The organism is Brucella lupini (assembly GCF_002252535.1).
GTDB lineage: Bacteria > Pseudomonadota > Alphaproteobacteria > Rhizobiales > Rhizobiaceae > Brucella > Brucella anthropi.
Genome location: NZ_NNRN01000049.1, coordinates 145,543 through 161,636, shown reverse-complemented (window position 1 = coordinate 161,636; position 16,094 = coordinate 145,543). Strand labels below are relative to the sequence as shown.

Sequence of the window (16,094 nt, the reverse complement as noted above, 5' to 3'; positions counted from 1 at the left end):
CCTGATTGGAAGGGATGGTGCTCCAATTGTTGAAACCGGAGCCTGCCATTGCGAACACGATCTTCGATCAGCGTTCCAGCAGATTCACAAACAGGCCGCTGAACGGCCATTTTGCGTGTGCGTCCCGATCGTGAAGACGAAAGAAACGACTTAAAATAAGCAGGGCTGGGATTCGCGAGAACCCCAGCCCAATGCCCAAGTTCAGATTAGGCGGAAGCCTTGTCGATGAACTTCACAGCGTCGCCGACCGTAAGGATCGTTTCGGCAGCGTCGTCAGGAATTTCAACGCCGAATTCTTCTTCGAAAGCCATGACCAGCTCGACCGTGTCGAGGCTGTCTGCGCCGAGGTCATCGATGAAGCTTGCGCCTTCCGTGACCTTGTCGGCATCTACGCCCAGATGTTCAACAACGATTTTCTTGACGCGCTCTGCGGTATCGCTCATGTCGGAACCTCGACCTGTGTGTTTGTTGCTCTGCCTTGGTTAGCGGCATGCAGGATTGTAATCAAGTTATAAGATGTCTGCCAAGTTTCGAGCGAAGCCGCCCGGACAGTCATCCTGTGGATATTCCTTTCGGAACAGGATCGCGGCACTTCTACTCAGAATGCCGCAATTCTCGATGGGCGCATTACCATGCTTCTTGAGCAAGGCAAAGCGCCTTTTCCTTCTTCAGCCCCCGTATTAAGGCATTTTATACCATAATAGGGAGAAGAAGGAGGGTTAGATCATGGCCATGCCGCCATTGATGTGCAGGGTCTGGCCCGTCACATAGGCTGCCGCGTCGCTTGCCAGATAGACAACTGCCGCTGCAATATCACCACCAACGCCCATGCGCTTCATGGGGATATTGCTCATAATCGCTTCCTTCTGCTTTTCGTTCAGCTTGTCGGTCATGGCCGATTCGATGAAGCCCGGAGCGATGCAGTTAACCGTTACATTGCGGCTGGCGATTTCCTGCGCCAACGACTTGGAGAAACCAATGAGGCCTGCCTTCGACGCGCAATAGTTTGCCTGACCCGGATTGCCGGTCACGCCAACAATCGACGTGATGTTAATGATACGACCATTGCGGCGACGCATCATCGGATGGGTCAGCTCACGCGTCAGATTGAATACCGACGTCAGGTTGACGTTGAGAACCGCATCCCAGTCTTCGTCGCTCATGCGCACGAACAGGCCGTCGCGGGTAATGCCGGCATTGTTGACGAGAATGTCGACACCGCCCATTTCCTCTTCCGCCTTTTGGCCGAGAGCCTTGACGGCTTCACGGTCAGAAAGATTGGCCGGAAAGATGAAGGTGCGGTCACCAAGTTCAGCGGCAAGCTCTTTCAGCTTTTCTTCGCGTGTGCCGTGCAGGCCGACGATTGCGCCCTGCGCATGAAGAGCGCGGGCAATCGCTTCGCCAAGACCGCCGGTTGCGCCGGTTACCAGAGCCTTGCGGCCAGTCAGATCAAACATGCGAAATCCCTTTTAGCTTCTAAATTTCCATCGCATGATCTTATCCGAAAAGTCTGCAACTTTTCGGGATCAAGCGCCGAGAACAGCAAGCGCTGCTTCGATTTCTTCAGCCGAACCAACGGCGGCGCCAGTCACATCCTTCGAGATGCGGCGCGCCAGACCGGTCAGAACCTTGCCCGAACCTACTTCATAAAGCGAAGTCACGCCATTGGCGGCAAACCATTCGACCGTTTCGCGCCAGCGCACCTGACCTGTAACCTGCTCAACCAGCAGATCGGCAATCTCGTTGGCGTCGGTAACCGGCGCTGCGCGCACATTGGCGATGAGCGGCACGATCGGATTGTGCTTTTCAACCGAAGCAAGCGCTTCACGCATTGCGTCAGCAGCGGGGCTCATCAAAGTTGAATGGAAGGGAGCGGATACGGGCAGCATGAGGGCCCGCTTGGCGCCCTTTTCGGATGCAAGCTTTGCAGCCAGTTCGACCGCAGCCTTGGAACCGGAAATAACGAGCTGTCCACCGCCATTGTCATTGGCGATCTGGACCGAGCCGGATGCCTTGGCTTCAGCGCAGACAGCTTCTACGTCGCCATGCTCCAGACCGATGATGGCGGCCATCGCGCCTTCGCCAACGGGAACAGCCTTCTGCATCGCATTGCCGCGAATGCGCAGGAGGCGCGCCGTATCGGCAAGCGAGAAGGTTCCGGCTGCGCAAAGTGCTGAATATTCACCAAGCGAATGTCCGGCAACGTAGGAAACCTTGTCTTTCAACGAAAAGCCGCGCGCTTCCATGACGCGCAGCACGGCCATTGAAACAGCCATCAGCGCAGGCTGGGCATTGGCGGTCAGCGTCAGGACATCTTCCGGCCCTTCGAACATGGTAGCGGAAAGCTTTTCGCCCAGTGCAGCGTCAACTTCATCGAAAACGGCGCGCGCTTCAGCGAACTGTTCGGCCAGAGCCTTGCCCATACCCACAGCCTGACTGCCTTGTCCGGGGAAAGTAAATGCTACCGCCATTGATGCCTCGTTCTGGTTTTAAGCATATGATAATGTCGAAACCGATATCCGTTTCGCCGACATGCCCTGCAATTAAATGCACAATTTGGCGGGATGTGCCTCAGTGAGGGCAGCAAAGTCAAGTATTTCCCGGTTTTTGTGCGGTTTGCGCCTTGCAAAGCCGGGGAAAAACACGTAATAGCCGCCCGTTCATTGCTCGGCACCAGCTGGGGGCTGAACGGAGGGCCGGTTGTTTGTGCAGTTAAATTCACGAACATCCGTAGAAGTCACAAGCGCTTCTGCCTCCCGTGTCTCCGCTCTCGATCGTCTCAGTGAGCGTCCTTTCTTCACCGGTTTTCCGGCAAAAGAGAAGTCGCAGAGGCTTAGCCGTTGGTGTCGGCATGTTGTAACAGAAGAAAGGCAAAGCCAATGGCTCTTTATGAACATGTGCTTCTTGCCCGCCAGGACATTTCCCAGCAGCAGGTCGACGCTCTCGTCGAACAGTACAAGGGTGTCCTCGAAGCTAATGGCGGCAAGGTCGGTAAGGTCGAAAGCTGGGGTCTGCGTCCCCTCACCTACCGTATCAAGAAGAATCGCAAGGCGTATTACACGCTCGTAAACATTGACGCTCCGGCTGCAGCCGTTGCCGAAATGGAACGCCAGATGCGCATCAACGAAGACGTTCTTCGTTTCCTCACCGTTCGCGTTGAAGAACACGAAGAAGGCCAGTCGGCCATGCTCACCCGCCGTGACGACCGTCGCGAACGCGATGGTGATGATCGTCCGCGTCGTCGTGAAGGCGGTTTCGACCGTGGTGATCGCGGTGACCGTGGTGATCGCGGCCCACGTCGCCCACGCGACAACGAAGCTGGTGAAGGAGCATAATCATGGTTGATATCAATCAGATCCCGACCCGTCGTCCTTTCCATCGCCGTCGCAAGACGTGCCCGTTCTCCGGCGCAAACGCACCGAAGATCGATTACAAGGACATCAAGCTTCTGCAGCGTTACATTTCCGAACGCGGCAAGATCGTTCCTTCCCGTATTACGGCTGTCAGCCAGAAGAAGCAGCGTGAACTCGCCAAGGCGATCAAGCGCGCTCGTTTCCTCGGCCTGCTGCCTTACGTTGTGAAGTAAGAACAAGATTCTGGGAGGCGTTCTCGCAGAGATTGCCTCCCACTCCCCTTTCCTTCATTGCGATGGGCGCAACGAAGCGTAATAAAAACCCAAGTTGGGGCAGCGGCCTCTAACTGCACGAACCGGCAAGACCGGAGCAGGACAGCGAAACTGATGAAATTCAATGGAACCATTATCGGTATCGGCATATTGGCGGGGCTTGCCTCGGCCTTGATGTCGTCCGGCGTCATCGCCCAGGGTGGCGCGATGGCTGCTATGGCCATGGTTCTCTACTTCCTGACACCACTTCCCATCTTCGTTGTTGCTCTTGGCTGGGGTTCGAGCGCCGGTATCGTTGCCGCCGCCACAGCTACGGTTGCCGTCGGCGTTGTCGCCGTCCCGCTTGCAGCACTTCTGATGGCATTGACGAGCTTCATTCCCGCAGCAACCGGCGCCTATCTGTCCGGCCTCGCGCGGCCAGCCGAAGAACTCGGCGGACCGAAGGATGTTCTGGTCTGGTATCCGCTTTCAGACATTGTGTTCCGGCTTGCCATGATGGTGGCGCTCAGCTTCATCGTCATCGGTGCGATCCTGGGCTTTGGCCTGGACATGGCGCGCGAACTCGCAAATACGCTTATCGACCGGGTTGCCGAAGCCGATCCGCAGTTCACGGCCAGCGATGATATTCGCAACAATGTAACGTCGCTGCTGATGGTCGCCTTGCCTGCAATCCAGCCGGCAACCTGCCTCGCGATTCTCGTTGGCAATCTTTATCTGGCACAGCGCCTGATCTCCATGTCGGGTCGCCTGCGCCGTCCGCGTGATGACTGGCCCGCAACGCTGCGTATGCCGCGCCCGGCCCTGCTCGTCTTCGCGGTCGCTCTTGCGGTTGCATTTCTTCCCGGCGGCGCCGGATTGATCGCAACCGTCGTTGTTGGCGCGCTTAGCGCTGGTTTCATGATGTCAGGTCTTGCCATCATGCATTTCCGCACACGCGGCAAGGTGTGGCGCCCGATAGCGCTATGGCTCGCCTACTTTGCGATCATACTCTTCGCATTCCTGCTTTTCATCTTCATGGTTCTCGGACTTTTCGACACTTCGCGCGGCGCGCCGGTCTCGAAAATGCCGGGCGCTGACAGTCAGTAACCGAATCAGAAACTCGAAAGGAAACTCCAATGGAAGTCATTCTTCTGGAACGCATTGGCCGCCTCGGCCAGATGGGCGAAACCGTCAAGGTTAAGGACGGCTATGCCCGTAACTTCCTGCTCCCGCAGGGCAAGGCTCTTCGTGCCAACGAAGCCAACAAGAAGAAGTTCGAAGGCCAGCGCGCTCAGCTCGAAGCCCAGAATCTGGAGCGCAAGAACGAAGCTCAGGCCGTTGCTGAAAAGCTCAATGGCGAAAGCTTCATCGTTGTACGTTCGGCTGGTGAAACCGGTCAGCTCTACGGTTCCGTTTCGACCCGTGACATCGCCGACATCATCTCGGCCAATGGCTTCACCCTGCACCGCAACCAGGTTGAACTGAACCATCCGATCAAGACGATCGGCCTGCACGAAGTCTCGATTTCGCTGCATCCGGAAGTTCAGGTTCAGGTTACGGTTAACATCGCACGTTCGACCGAAGAAGCCGAACGTCAGGCAAAGGGTGAAGACCTGACCTCGATCGAAGCCATCTACGGCATCGAAGAACAGCCTCTGTCGGAAGAAGTTTTCGACGAAGAGGACGAAGCTGAAGATCAGGCTTAATTTAGCCACCTATTATCTATGGGAATGCAAATCCAGACAGCACGCATTCCCATCGTGGTAAACTTTATATGATCGTGCCCGGCGGCCTCCGCCGGGCATTTTCTCTTTTCAGATCGGCAAAACTCCTTATTCTACATATTAGTATTGGATTGGAGAGGTGCTGACGGAAACGTCCGCGTTGCTTGGGCATTACTCCCGAGGCCGATTGACCGAGGGGATATTGCCTGAAAAACTGATGACAGAGCGGCTCTGATACTTATGCACTGCCGCCTGCCATGCAAACGCATGGACGTGCGCCTGCTTCGATCCCCAAGAGGAGATGGGGCCGATGTATGGAATGATGCGTACTGTTCTTTCGCATATGATTAAAACTGGCGACCTGACGGTCACCGATTCTAGTGGTGCGCTTACCCGGTACGGCGACAGGACTGGCGAACCAGTTCATATACACTTCAAGACAAAGCACGCCGAGCGGGCCGTGGCCCTCGACCCGGAGTTGAAACTCGCCGAGTGTTTCATGGATGGCGAGATCGATTTTCTGAAGGGCGGCATCTACACGCTCCTTCAGATGGTATTCGAGAATACCGGGCCGACTGCGGCGACCGAACCATGGATGAGAGCTCTGGCGAAGCTGCGCATTTTTTTCCGTCGCTTCCAGCAGATGAACACGATTTCGCGGTCTTCAAACAATATCAAAAGTCATTATGACCTTTCCGGTGAGCTCTACGATCTGTTTCTAGATCCAGACAAGCAATATTCCTGCGCCTATTTCGATCCGCCAAACGCTACGCTTGCCGAGGCGCAGCTTGCCAAAAAGCGCCATATCGCGGCAAAATTGCTGGTGAAGGAAGGCGACAAGGTGCTCGATATCGGCTGCGGCTGGGGTGGTATGGGGCTCTATTTGGCTCGTTATCTCAAGGCCAATGTCACCGGCGTAACCTTATCAGAAGAGCAGCATGCCATTGCCAATCAGCGAGCGCAGGATGAAGGACTGGCCGACCGTGCGAAGTTCGAATTGACCGACTATCGCAACATCGACGACAAGTTTGACCGACTGGTATCGGTTGGTATGTTCGAGCATGTTGGTGTCGGGCATTTCGCCGAGTATTTCCAGCACGTCGCTCGCCTAATGAAGCAGGATGGTGTTTTCCTTCTGCATGCCATCGGACGCGCCGATGGGCCGGGAGCGACCAATCCGTTCATCCGCAAGTACATCTTTCCGGGCGGGTATATTCCGGCACTTTCTGAGGTTCTGCCGCATATCGAAAAGGCCGGGCTCTATGTCACCGACGTAGAAATCCTGCGGCTTCATTATGCGGAAACGCTGAAGGCTTGGCGGGAGGCGTTCATGGCCAATCGCGACAAGGCCAAGGCGCTTTATGACGAGCGTTTCTGCCGCATGTGGGAGTTTTATCTGGCGGCGTCTGAAAGCGCATTCCGCTGGCAGAACATGATGGTGTTCCACATTCAGATCGCCCACAAACAGGAATCCGTTCCGCTGACCCGCAACTATATTGAGGCTGAGGAAAAGCGCCTTAAGCGCCTCGACAGCGCGCCAAAAGGTGCCAACAGTGAGGGTCGGGCGGTCAAGAAAAGCATGAACGCCTGAGATGATTAAGTTCTGTTAGACATGGGAGCGGGCTAATCCGCTGGAGCAGCCCGCTTTCTCAGATCTTATTCCGGCTTTGGCACGCCTGCTTCCCATTGGTCCCAATGGGTGACGATGTCGCTCACGACTGGAGCGCCGACGATGTAGATGTTCTCTACCGTCTCCGCAAAACCACCAGCCGTTTCGCCCGGCGCGGGATCCAGATGCTGTAGCGTGGTTTCTTTCGGATTCCCTTGATCGAAGTTCACCGAACCGCGCAGGCTGAGGATGCGGTCTGTACCGTGCTGCCGCTTGATAACGAGCGCAAGCGCTGCAGCCTCCATCTCGGTGGCGAGATAGTCGTCGGCACCATAGAGCTTTGCGATATACTGAGCCTCTTTCGACAATCCGGGACCGTGGAAGAATGTATCTCCAGTCATATGCGTCCCCGTCTTCAAGGTCGGTTTCGCCTGTGCGGCCTTGTCGGGATAACGCATGCGATAAGCCTGAGCTTCGGGTGAATCACGAAGCTCGACATTGGAACCCAAGCGCACAGCCGCCGCGACCAAATCAGGATTAAGCTTGAAAACACGGTAATCCTCATAGCCCTTACGCGGCATGAAAACCGGTTCACCCGACTTGCCTTCTTCCGGTGCCCAGCGATGACCAAGGTCATAATCAACGAGCCACGTCGCCCAGCTGACATCACCTATCGTTCCGCGTGAAGGTGGTGTGCCGGCCACACCAGACAGGATGTAGTAGGTTTTCGAGAAGTCGAAGACCGGGTCGAGCATGATTGCCTGCATGCTGGCCGAGGAGTTCACCTTGCCCATGCCGAGAACTGAGCCGCATACACCGTCATCGTTGCAATAAACGGGTTTCAGCGCCCCTTTGACTTCAATGGGCTGCGCATCCTTCCAGTAATGCTCATACCACCTTTGAAACTCGCCGGCCCGGTCGCCACTGTTCTGACCGATCTCGAACATGGCGGCGATAAATACTTTGACCTTAATAGGTTCTGAGGCTGCCGACGAAGCAGTTGATGAAGAAAAGAGAGCCAATGCGGTCAGAAGCCAGGCTGCAATAGTGCGGTGTCGCATGAATATTCCTCGTGAATTTAAGCCGGGCTCTGCTTTGAATGCCCGCACAGATCAGGGAGCTTTGGGGGTGGGAGAAGATTAGTATCGCCGATTGCTCCCCGCAATCTCCGTCAATAGGAAGTGCATAAAGGCAACGCCTGAACTGTGGATCAGTGTGAATCATGGTATAGATTTTTTCTTCCAGCAGGAATCATCCGAAGCTGCGTTGCGTTTGGCGTCGCTTGAGGGCTAGCTGGGTGCATCAGGGACAGGATTAAGAATCATGGCGGAAGCGGCGGTACGCAAACTCGACGATGCGCGGGATCAGAAAGACGCGCTCTATCGGGAAGCACCCCATAATATTGAAGCGGAACAGGCGCTGCTGGGCGCGATCCTGATCAATAACGATGCCTTTTACCGGGTATCTGACTTCCTAAAGCCGACCCATTTCTTCGAACCCTTGCACCGTCGCATCTATGAAATCACGACGGATCTCATTCGCGTCGGCAAGATGGCCAATCCCGTAACGATGAAGACCTTCCTGCCTACCGAAGGCAAGGTGGGCGATCTCACGATCTTCCAATATGTGACTCGCCTCGCAACCGAAGCCGTCACCATTATCAATGCCGAAGATTACGGCCGCGCGATTTACGATCTGGCGACGCGTCGCGCGCTGATTGGCATTGGCGAGGACATGGTGAACGTTGCCTATGATGCGCCTGTCGACATGGCACCGCAGGAGCAGATTGAAGACGCCGAACGCCGCTTGTTCGAGCTTGCCGAAACAGGGCGTTATGATGGCGGTTTCCTGCCCTTCAAGGATGCAGTGACCACAGCAGTTGACATGGCCAACGCCGCCTTTATGCGTGATGGCCATCTTTCGGGTGTTTCCACCGGAATCCATACGCTCGATGGCAAGATGGGCGGTCTACAGCCTTCCGACTTGATCATCCTTGCAGGCCGTCCGGGTATGGGCAAGACCTCGCTTGCCACCAACATCGCATTCAACATCGCCAACGCCTACGAAGGCGAACAGCAGGCCGATGGTAGCGTAAAAGCCATAAATGGTGGCGTCGTCGGCTTCTTCTCGCTCGAAATGTCGGCGGAACAGCTTGCAACCCGTATTATTTCCGAGCAGACAGAAGTGTCTTCCTCGAAGATCCGTCGTGGTGACATCACCGAAACCGATTTCGAAAAGCTCGTCGCCTGCTCGCAGGTGATGCAGAAAATCCCGCTCTATATCGACCAGACCGGTGGTATCTCGATTGCGCAGCTTGCAGCACGTGCACGCCGCCTGAAGCGCCAGCGCGGTCTCGACGTTCTGGTGATCGACTACGTGCAGCTGATGACCGGTTCGTCGAAAGCTTCGGCACAGAACCGCGTGCAGGAAATCACCGAAATCACTACCGGCCTCAAGGCGCTCGGCAAGGAACTGAACGTTCCGATCATTGCGCTTTCACAGCTCTCCCGTCAGGTTGAAAGCCGCGACGACAAGCGCCCGCAACTGTCCGACCTTCGTGAATCGGGCTCCATCGAGCAGGACGCCGACGTGGTGCTTTTCGTGTTCCGCGAGGAATATTACGTCAAGAACCTCGAACCGCGTGACGAATTCGACCCGAAATATGAAGAATGGAAGCAACACTTTGAAAAAGTGCGCGGCACTGCTGACGTCATCATCGCCAAGCAGCGTCACGGACCGACCGGCACCGTCAAGCTCGCCTTCCAGTCTGAGTTTACGCGATTTGCAGATCTGGCCGAGGGTTCCTATCTGCCGGATCAGTATGAATAGTAAGATTACGATCAAGATGGAGCGCGTCTGATGGCGAAAGCGCGCGTTCAATTCATCTGCCAGAATTGCGGCGCGGTTCATTCGCGCTGGGCGGGTAAGTGCGATTCCTGCGGTGAGTGGAACACTCTTGTCGAGGAAGGCACCAATAGCGGCATCGGGTCTGGTCCCGGCGCCATATTGTCCAAGCGCAAAGGTCGCGCCGTTGCCCTCACCTCCCTGTCTGGCGACATCGAAGATGCGCCACGCATCATTTCTGGTATTAGCGAGCTTGACCGGGTTACCGGCGGCGGTTTCGTGCGCGGTTCAGCCCTTCTGATCGGTGGCGATCCCGGGATCGGCAAATCCACGCTTTTGACGCAGGCTGCAGCAGCCCTTTCCAATCGTGGCCATCGCATTGTTTATGTTTCAGGCGAAGAAGCCGTCGCGCAGATACGTCTGCGTGCGCAGCGTCTCGGTGTGGCATCGTCAGCGGTGGAACTTGCTGCCGAAACCAACGTCGAAGACATCATCGCTACCATTTCTGATACCAAGCGACCCGATCTCGTCATCATCGATTCGATCCAGACGCTCTGGACCGATATGGCAGATTCTGCTCCCGGCACGGTCACGCAGGTGCGTTCGTCGGCACAAGCCATGATCCGCTATGCCAAGCAGACTGGTTCCGCAGTCGTGCTGGTGGGACATGTTACCAAAGACGGCCAGATTGCAGGCCCTCGCGTGGTCGAACATATGGTCGATGGTGTCCTCTATTTCGAAGGTGAAGGCGGACATCACTATCGCATCCTGCGCACGGTGAAGAACCGTTTCGGCCCCACCGACGAGATCGGTGTCTTCGAGATGTCCGATGGTGGGCTGCGTGAGGTTTCCAACCCGTCCGAGCTTTTCCTTGGAGAGCGTAACGCCAAGGCTCCAGGTGCAGCTGTCTTCGCCGGCATGGAAGGCACGCGCCCGGTGCTGGTGGAGATACAGGCGCTTGTCGCCCCCTCCTCGCTCGGCACCCCGCGTCGTGCGGTCGTCGGCTGGGACGGCGGACGACTTGCCATGATCCTCGCCGTGCTCGAATCGCATTGCGGCGTTCGTTTCGGCCAGCACGATGTCTACCTGAATGTCGCGGGCGGTTATCGTATCAGCGAGCCTGCCGCCGATATAGCTGTGGCTGCTGCACTGGTTTCATCCATGGCCGGTATTGCCCTTCCGCCAGATTGTGTTTATTTCGGCGAAATCAGCCTTTCCGGTGCTGTTCGCGCGGTAACGCATGCAGTACAGAGGCTCAAGGAAGCCGAGAAGCTCGGTTTCCGGCAGGCAGAAGTGCCCGGCGGCAGCGGCGAACTTTGGAAAGATCGCAACTTCCGGCTTATGGAAACTTCGGCTCTGCCCGACCTTGTTGCGCGCATCGCGGCTTCAGGCTCCGGAAAGAAGCAATAAATCTGGAGTTTTATGACTGGAAGAATCTGTCAACCTTCCGGTGATAAGCTCCAGCATCTTTGACTGCCCTGCGTATTAAAGTGATTGCGCATAATAACTGAGGACAGGCAGAATGCCGATAACCATGCTTGATGGAATTCTACTCGGGATAACGCTGGTTTCAGCCGTTTTGGCGATGGTGCGCGGTTTTTCCCGCGAGGTGCTGTCGCTGGTATCGTGGGCGGCAGCGGCCGCTGCGGCCTATCTCTTCTACCAGCCGGTTCTGCCTTTCGTGCAGCCCTATATCAACAACGAAACCATCGCGAAGATTGCCGCCGCTGGCGCCGTCTTCCTCGTCGTGCTGATCGTCGTGTCGCTGATCACCATGAAGATCGCCGATTTCATCATCGACAGCCGTATCGGCGCGCTTGACCGCACGCTCGGCTTCCTGTTCGGCGGCGTGCGCGGTGTGCTTCTCGTTGTCGTTGCCATGCTGTTCTTCAACTGGCTCGTCCCGACGAACCAGCCAGCCTGGGTGACGAACGCCAAATCGAAGCCAATGCTCGATTCGTTCGGCCAGCAGCTGATCGACCTTCTGCCGGCTAATCCCGACCAGATGATCGACAAGTTCAAGCCACAGCATAATGCTCCGGCCTCTGGCGAGCAGGAAGAAGCGCCTGTTCCCGACGATACGCCTGCACAGCAATAAGCTGTTCCGAGATATCGAGAAGCCGCCAGCCCTGCTGGCGGCTTTTTCAATTCTGGAGGCAAAAGCCGACAGATGTGAAATAGCCAAAATGACGCTTACACATTGTCATTTCGGTTCCGCGATCATATTTCAGGCGGGAATTTGCGAGATTATTCGCCGGCATCGTGCGATACTAATGTTCATGAGACTATATCGACGCAGCGGTGAACTCTTCGCTTTTAACAAAAAGCTATCTTGTGATAGAGAGGCGCTTGAAGTCTTTACGCATGTCGTTATCGGAAAACCGGTCTCCACTTTTCCGCGACATGCTTTAGTTGCCTCTGCAATCGAAAGGCCTTGCGGCAATGACCAGCCATTCTTCTGAAAATGCCTCCTTTATGCTGGACGATGACACCCTGCATGAAGAGTGCGGCGTATTTGGCATACTTGGCCATGAAGACGCAGCCGCGCTGACCGCATTGGGCCTGCATGCCCTCCAGCATCGCGGGCAGGAAGCCGCCGGTATCGTTTCCTATCACAATCGCCGTTTTCATTCCGAACGCCATATGGGCCTCGTCGGCGATCATTTCACCGATGCAGCAACGCTGAACCGCCTGCCCGGCGACCGTGCCATCGGTCATGTGCGCTACTCCACCACCGGCGAGACGATCCTGCGCAATGTGCAGCCATTGTTCGCGGAACTGGAAGTCGGCGGCATTGCCATTGCCCATAACGGCAATTTCACCAACGGCATAACGCTGCGCAAACAACTGATTGCTTCCGGCGCAATCTTCCAGGCGACGTCCGATACCGAAGTCGTCCTGCACATGATCGCCCGTTCGCGCCATGCATCCTCGTCTGACCGTTTCGTCGATGCCATTCGTCAGGTCGAAGGTGGTTACGCCATGCTGGCGCTGACCCGCACCAAGCTGATTGCCGCGCGTGACGTAATCGGCATCCGTCCGCTTGTCATGGGCGAGCTCGACGGCAAGCCTATCTTCTGCTCGGAGACTTGTGCCCTCGACATTATCGGCGCGAAATATGTTCGCGACGTCGAAAACGGCGAAGTGATCATCTGCGAGATTCAGAAGGACGGCTCCATCACCATCGAATCCATCAAGGCTGAAAATCCACAGCCGGAACGGCTCTGCCTGTTCGAGTATGTCTATTTCGCCCGTCCCGACTCCGTCGTCGGCGGCCGCAGCGTCTATGTCGCGCGCAAGAATATGGGCATGGAGCTTGCCAAGGAAGCTGGTATTGAAGCTGATGTTGTCGTGCCGGTGCCTGATGGCGGCACGCCTGCCGCTCTCGGCTTCGCGCAGGCAAGCGGCATTCCGTTCGAATATGGCATCATCCGCAACCATTATGTGGGCCGTACCTTTATCGAGCCGACTCAGCAAATTCGTGCACTGGGCGTCAAGCTGAAGCATTCAGCCAATCGCGCCATGATCGAAGGCAAGCGCGTCGTGCTGGTGGATGATTCCATTGTGCGCGGCACCACATCGGTCAAGATCGTTCAGATGATCCGCGATGCGGGCGCAAAGGAAGTGCATATCCGCGTGGCAAGTCCAATGATTTACCATCCGGATTTCTACGGTATCGACACCCCCCATGCCGATAAGCTGCTGGCCAACCAGCACAAAGACCTGGAATCCATGTGCCGCTACATCGGCGCGGATTCTCTGGCATTTCTTTCCATCGACGGGCTCTACAAGGCCGTTGGCGGGAAGCCACGTAATCCGAAAGCACCGGCTTTCACCGATCATTACTTCACGGGCGAATATCCGACCCGCCTCCTCGATCAGGAAGGCGAGAGCAATGTGCATACGCTGTCGCTGCTCGCAAGCAACGGCTGATCGCCCGATTCTTCACGCAGGCGGCCCAAAAGGCCGCCTGTTTCATGTTTTTGCATCATATGGGGACTAGATGAGCATCGACCTTACGGGCCGCATCGCACTGGTAACAGGCGCATCGCGCGGTATTGGCTATTTTCTTTCACTTGAACTGGCAAAACGCGGCGCACATGTAATCGCAGTCGCTCGCACCGTCGGCGGGCTTGAAGAGCTGGACGACGATATCCGCAAACTGGGTGGCAATGCTACGCTGGTGCCTCTCGATATTACCGATATGGAAGCGATCGATCGCCTCGGCGGCTCTATTCATGAGCGCTGGGGCAAACTCGATATCATGGTTGCCAATGCGGGTGTCCTCGGCACGATCTCGCCGATCGGCCATGTCGAGGCCAAGACGTTCGAGAAGCTCATGAATGTCAATGTCACCAGCGTATGGCGTCTTATTCGGTCCACCGATCCGCTGCTGCGGGCTTCCGACGCCGGACGTGCCATTCTGCTCTCCTCCGGTGTGGCACATACCTGCCGCGCCTTCTGGGGGCCGTATGCTGCCTCGAAAGCTGCTGTCGAAGTCATGGCGCGCAGCTGGGCCGAAGAAACGAAGCAGATGAAGCTCAAGATCAACTCGGTCAATCCGGGCGCCACCCGCACGGCAATGCGCGCGCAGGCGATGCCGGGCGAAGATCCAGAGACGCTGCCAACACCACAGTCGGTCGCAGAAAAGATCGTCAAGCTCGCCGATCCGGCACTTGACGTCACGGGCAAGCTTTTCGACGTACGTCAGGACCGCTTCCTCGACTATCATCTGCCGAGCTGATTTCGGTCCTCCGGCCTTGCCTATATGCAAGGCCGGTTCTATGTATTTACTTATTAATGTTTCCCGCCTGGCCATCTGTTGGCTCTTTTTTCAGCGGGCATTTCTCCCCCCTCAGACCCCTTTGTCACGTGCTGCCAAATTTGGCGCGCGTTCCCTTTGCTATTGGAGGACTTATGACCAATGATCACCAGCGTTTCATTATCATCAGCGGCGGGCCCGGATCAGGCAAAAGCACACTGATCGATGCACTCGAAAGGCAGGGCTTTCCCCGCACTGTGGAGGCTGGACGTGCCATCATTCAGGATCAGGTCGCCATCGGCGGCAATGCCCTGCCCTGGAGTGATCGCGCGCTTTTTGCGGAGCTAATGCTTTCATGGGAAATGCGCTCGCACGCGATGGCGAAACAACAGCCCGGGACGCTCCTCTTCGACCGCGGTGTTCCTGACGTAATCGGCTATCTGATGCTGTGTAACCTGCCCGTTCCGCAGCATATGGAAGAAGCCGCACGGCAGTTTCAGTACAACAGAACAGTGTTTCTCGCTCCGCCGTGGGCAGAAATCTTTGGTCAGGATGCTGAGCGGAAGCAGGATTTCGAGGAAGCCGCACGCACATTCGAGGCGATGGATAAAACTTACAGACGGCTTGGATATGAAATCGCGCTCCTGCCAAAATCATCGGTCGAGGAGCGCATTGGTTTCATCAAGCAGGCATTGCCATCAGTTTTCTTCTGACGGTGTATCTTCTTCGGTCCCGGCTTCTTCCTCCGCTTTTCGGTCAGCGGCTTCGCGCTTGTTCCAGGCAGCCAGACTGAACGGAAGAAACACGAGATAGGCGAGCGCCGTGAGGCTCAATGTCTGCCAGGTAAAGCTCATCAGGAACGCGACGTAAACCACCACGAACAGGATGAGCGGCATGACGATATCGCGCCGGACAAGGCTTCCGGCGGACTTACCATTATAGACCGGCAGACGGCTTACGAGCAGAAACGCGATTGCGACGGTATAGATCGCCACACCGAAAGCGAGCGCCCGCGTTGGTGTCAGACCAAGAAAGCCGAGGTAGACCGGCAACAGGACAAGCATGGCGCCTGCCGGTGCAGGCACACCGATGAAATAGTTGCTCTGCCATGCCGGACGGTTCGGGTCTTCGAGCATGACATTGAACCGCGCAAGCCGCAGGCAGCAGGCGATGGCATAAAGCAGTGCAGCAATCCAGCCGAACGAGCGCGCCTGATCGAGCATGAAGGCATAGAGCACCAGAGCGGGCGCGACACCGAAATTGACGATATCGGCGAGCGAATCCATCTGCGCGCCGAACTTCGACGAACCCTTCATCATGCGAGCAACGCGCCCATCAATGCCATCGAGAAAGGCTGCGACGAGGACCATCACGACGGCAAGCTCGAAGCGGTTCTCGAAAGCCAGACGGATGCCGGTAAGACCAGCACAGATGGCGAGAACCGTTATGACATTGGGAATGACGATACGTAGCGGTATCTGCGACAGCTTGGGGCCGCGCGATGAATCCACGCGGCCATTGGGCTCAAAAGGCGGAAAAGGCGTCTCCATC

16 protein-coding genes are annotated in these 16,094 nt (G+C 56.3%); 11 read left to right on the top strand and 5 right to left on the bottom strand.

The window, feature by feature from the left end; translation table 11 throughout:
• Window positions 1-206 precede the first annotated feature (206 nt).
• The 3 genes from CES86_RS15725 to fabD all read right to left on the bottom strand — a co-directional run bounded on the left by CES86_RS15725 (window position 207) and on the right by fabD (window position 2,471).
• Window positions 207-443: an acyl carrier protein gene (locus CES86_RS15725; RefSeq protein ID WP_002963616.1), complete on the bottom strand. Its 237-nt coding sequence runs from the start codon at window positions 441-443 to the stop codon at window positions 207-209.
• A gap of 276 nt (window positions 444-719) precedes the next feature.
• Complete coding sequence (fabG, locus tag CES86_RS15715; protein ID WP_010658389.1) at window positions 720-1,457, bottom strand: 3-oxoacyl-[acyl-carrier-protein] reductase; 738 nt, start codon at window positions 1,455-1,457, stop codon at window positions 720-722.
• A gap of 69 nt (window positions 1,458-1,526) precedes the next feature.
• A complete protein-coding gene (fabD, locus tag CES86_RS15710; RefSeq protein ID WP_094514867.1) occupies window positions 1,527-2,471 on the bottom strand; it encodes an ACP S-malonyltransferase in 945 nt (314 codons plus the stop codon).
• 408 nt (window positions 2,472-2,879) lie between these two features.
• Here fabD and rpsF point away from each other — a divergent pair, with 408 nt between their 5' ends.
• The 5 genes from rpsF (at window position 2,880) to CES86_RS15680 (ending at window position 6,919) form a co-directional block, all read left to right on the top strand.
• Window positions 2,880-3,335: a 30S ribosomal protein S6 gene (gene rpsF, locus CES86_RS15700; RefSeq protein ID WP_010658387.1), complete on the top strand. Its 456-nt coding sequence runs from the start codon at window positions 2,880-2,882 to the stop codon at window positions 3,333-3,335.
• A 2-nt stretch (window positions 3,336-3,337) separates the two neighbouring features.
• On the top strand, window positions 3,338-3,586 hold the full coding sequence (gene rpsR / locus CES86_RS15695; RefSeq protein WP_006466219.1) for a 30S ribosomal protein S18: 249 nt from the start codon (window positions 3,338-3,340) through the stop codon (window positions 3,584-3,586).
• Window positions 3,587-3,739: 153 nt separating this feature from the next.
• Window positions 3,740-4,711, top strand: coding sequence for a DUF2232 domain-containing protein (locus CES86_RS15690; RefSeq protein ID WP_094514865.1), 972 nt, complete (start codon window positions 3,740-3,742; stop codon window positions 4,709-4,711).
• A 29-nt stretch (window positions 4,712-4,740) separates the two neighbouring features.
• Complete coding sequence (gene rplI / locus CES86_RS15685) at window positions 4,741-5,310, top strand: 50S ribosomal protein L9 (protein WP_010658385.1); 570 nt, start codon at window positions 4,741-4,743, stop codon at window positions 5,308-5,310.
• Window positions 5,311-5,638: 328 nt separating this feature from the next.
• On the top strand, window positions 5,639-6,919 hold the full coding sequence (locus tag CES86_RS15680; RefSeq protein WP_094514864.1) for an SAM-dependent methyltransferase: 1,281 nt from the start codon (window positions 5,639-5,641) through the stop codon (window positions 6,917-6,919).
• Between the two features lie 65 nt (window positions 6,920-6,984).
• Here the strand turns inward: CES86_RS15680 and CES86_RS15675 are convergent, their stop codons facing one another.
• The gene (locus CES86_RS15675) at window positions 6,985-7,998 is read right to left on the bottom strand and encodes a purine-nucleoside phosphorylase (protein WP_094514862.1); all 1,014 of its coding nucleotides are present in this window, start codon (window positions 7,996-7,998) and stop codon (window positions 6,985-6,987) included.
• A gap of 262 nt (window positions 7,999-8,260) precedes the next feature.
• Between CES86_RS15675 and CES86_RS15670 the strand changes: the two genes are divergently transcribed.
• The 6 genes from CES86_RS15670 to CES86_RS15640 all read left to right on the top strand — a co-directional run bounded on the left by CES86_RS15670 (window position 8,261) and on the right by CES86_RS15640 (window position 15,256).
• A complete protein-coding gene (locus CES86_RS15670) occupies window positions 8,261-9,766 on the top strand; it encodes a replicative DNA helicase (protein WP_094514861.1) in 1,506 nt (501 codons plus the stop codon).
• A 30-nt stretch (window positions 9,767-9,796) separates the two neighbouring features.
• Window positions 9,797-11,191 carry a DNA repair protein RadA gene (gene radA, locus CES86_RS15665; protein WP_010658381.1) on the top strand — a complete coding sequence of 465 codons (1,395 nt, stop codon included), beginning with the start codon at window positions 9,797-9,799 and terminating at the stop codon, window positions 11,189-11,191.
• A gap of 112 nt (window positions 11,192-11,303) precedes the next feature.
• Complete coding sequence (locus CES86_RS15660) at window positions 11,304-11,879, top strand: CvpA family protein (RefSeq protein WP_029925541.1); 576 nt, start codon at window positions 11,304-11,306, stop codon at window positions 11,877-11,879.
• Between the two features lie 344 nt (window positions 11,880-12,223).
• Window positions 12,224-13,714 (top strand): amidophosphoribosyltransferase, encoded by a 1,491-nt coding sequence (gene purF / locus CES86_RS15650; protein WP_012090830.1) that lies wholly within the window; start codon window positions 12,224-12,226, stop codon window positions 13,712-13,714.
• Between the two features lie 70 nt (window positions 13,715-13,784).
• Window positions 13,785-14,525 carry an SDR family NAD(P)-dependent oxidoreductase gene (locus CES86_RS15645; RefSeq protein WP_029925545.1) on the top strand — a complete coding sequence of 247 codons (741 nt, stop codon included), beginning with the start codon at window positions 13,785-13,787 and terminating at the stop codon, window positions 14,523-14,525.
• A gap of 173 nt (window positions 14,526-14,698) precedes the next feature.
• Window positions 14,699-15,256, top strand: coding sequence for an AAA family ATPase (locus CES86_RS15640; protein WP_094514859.1), 558 nt, complete (start codon window positions 14,699-14,701; stop codon window positions 15,254-15,256).
• Here CES86_RS15640 and pssA read toward each other — a convergent pair.
• Entirely contained in the window at window positions 15,242-16,093 is an 852-nt protein-coding gene (gene pssA, locus CES86_RS15635) for a CDP-diacylglycerol--serine O-phosphatidyltransferase (protein ID WP_029925549.1), read from the bottom strand. The two genes, CES86_RS15640 and pssA, sit on opposite strands and share 15 nt — an antisense overlap.
• Window position 16,094 lies beyond the last annotated feature (1 nt).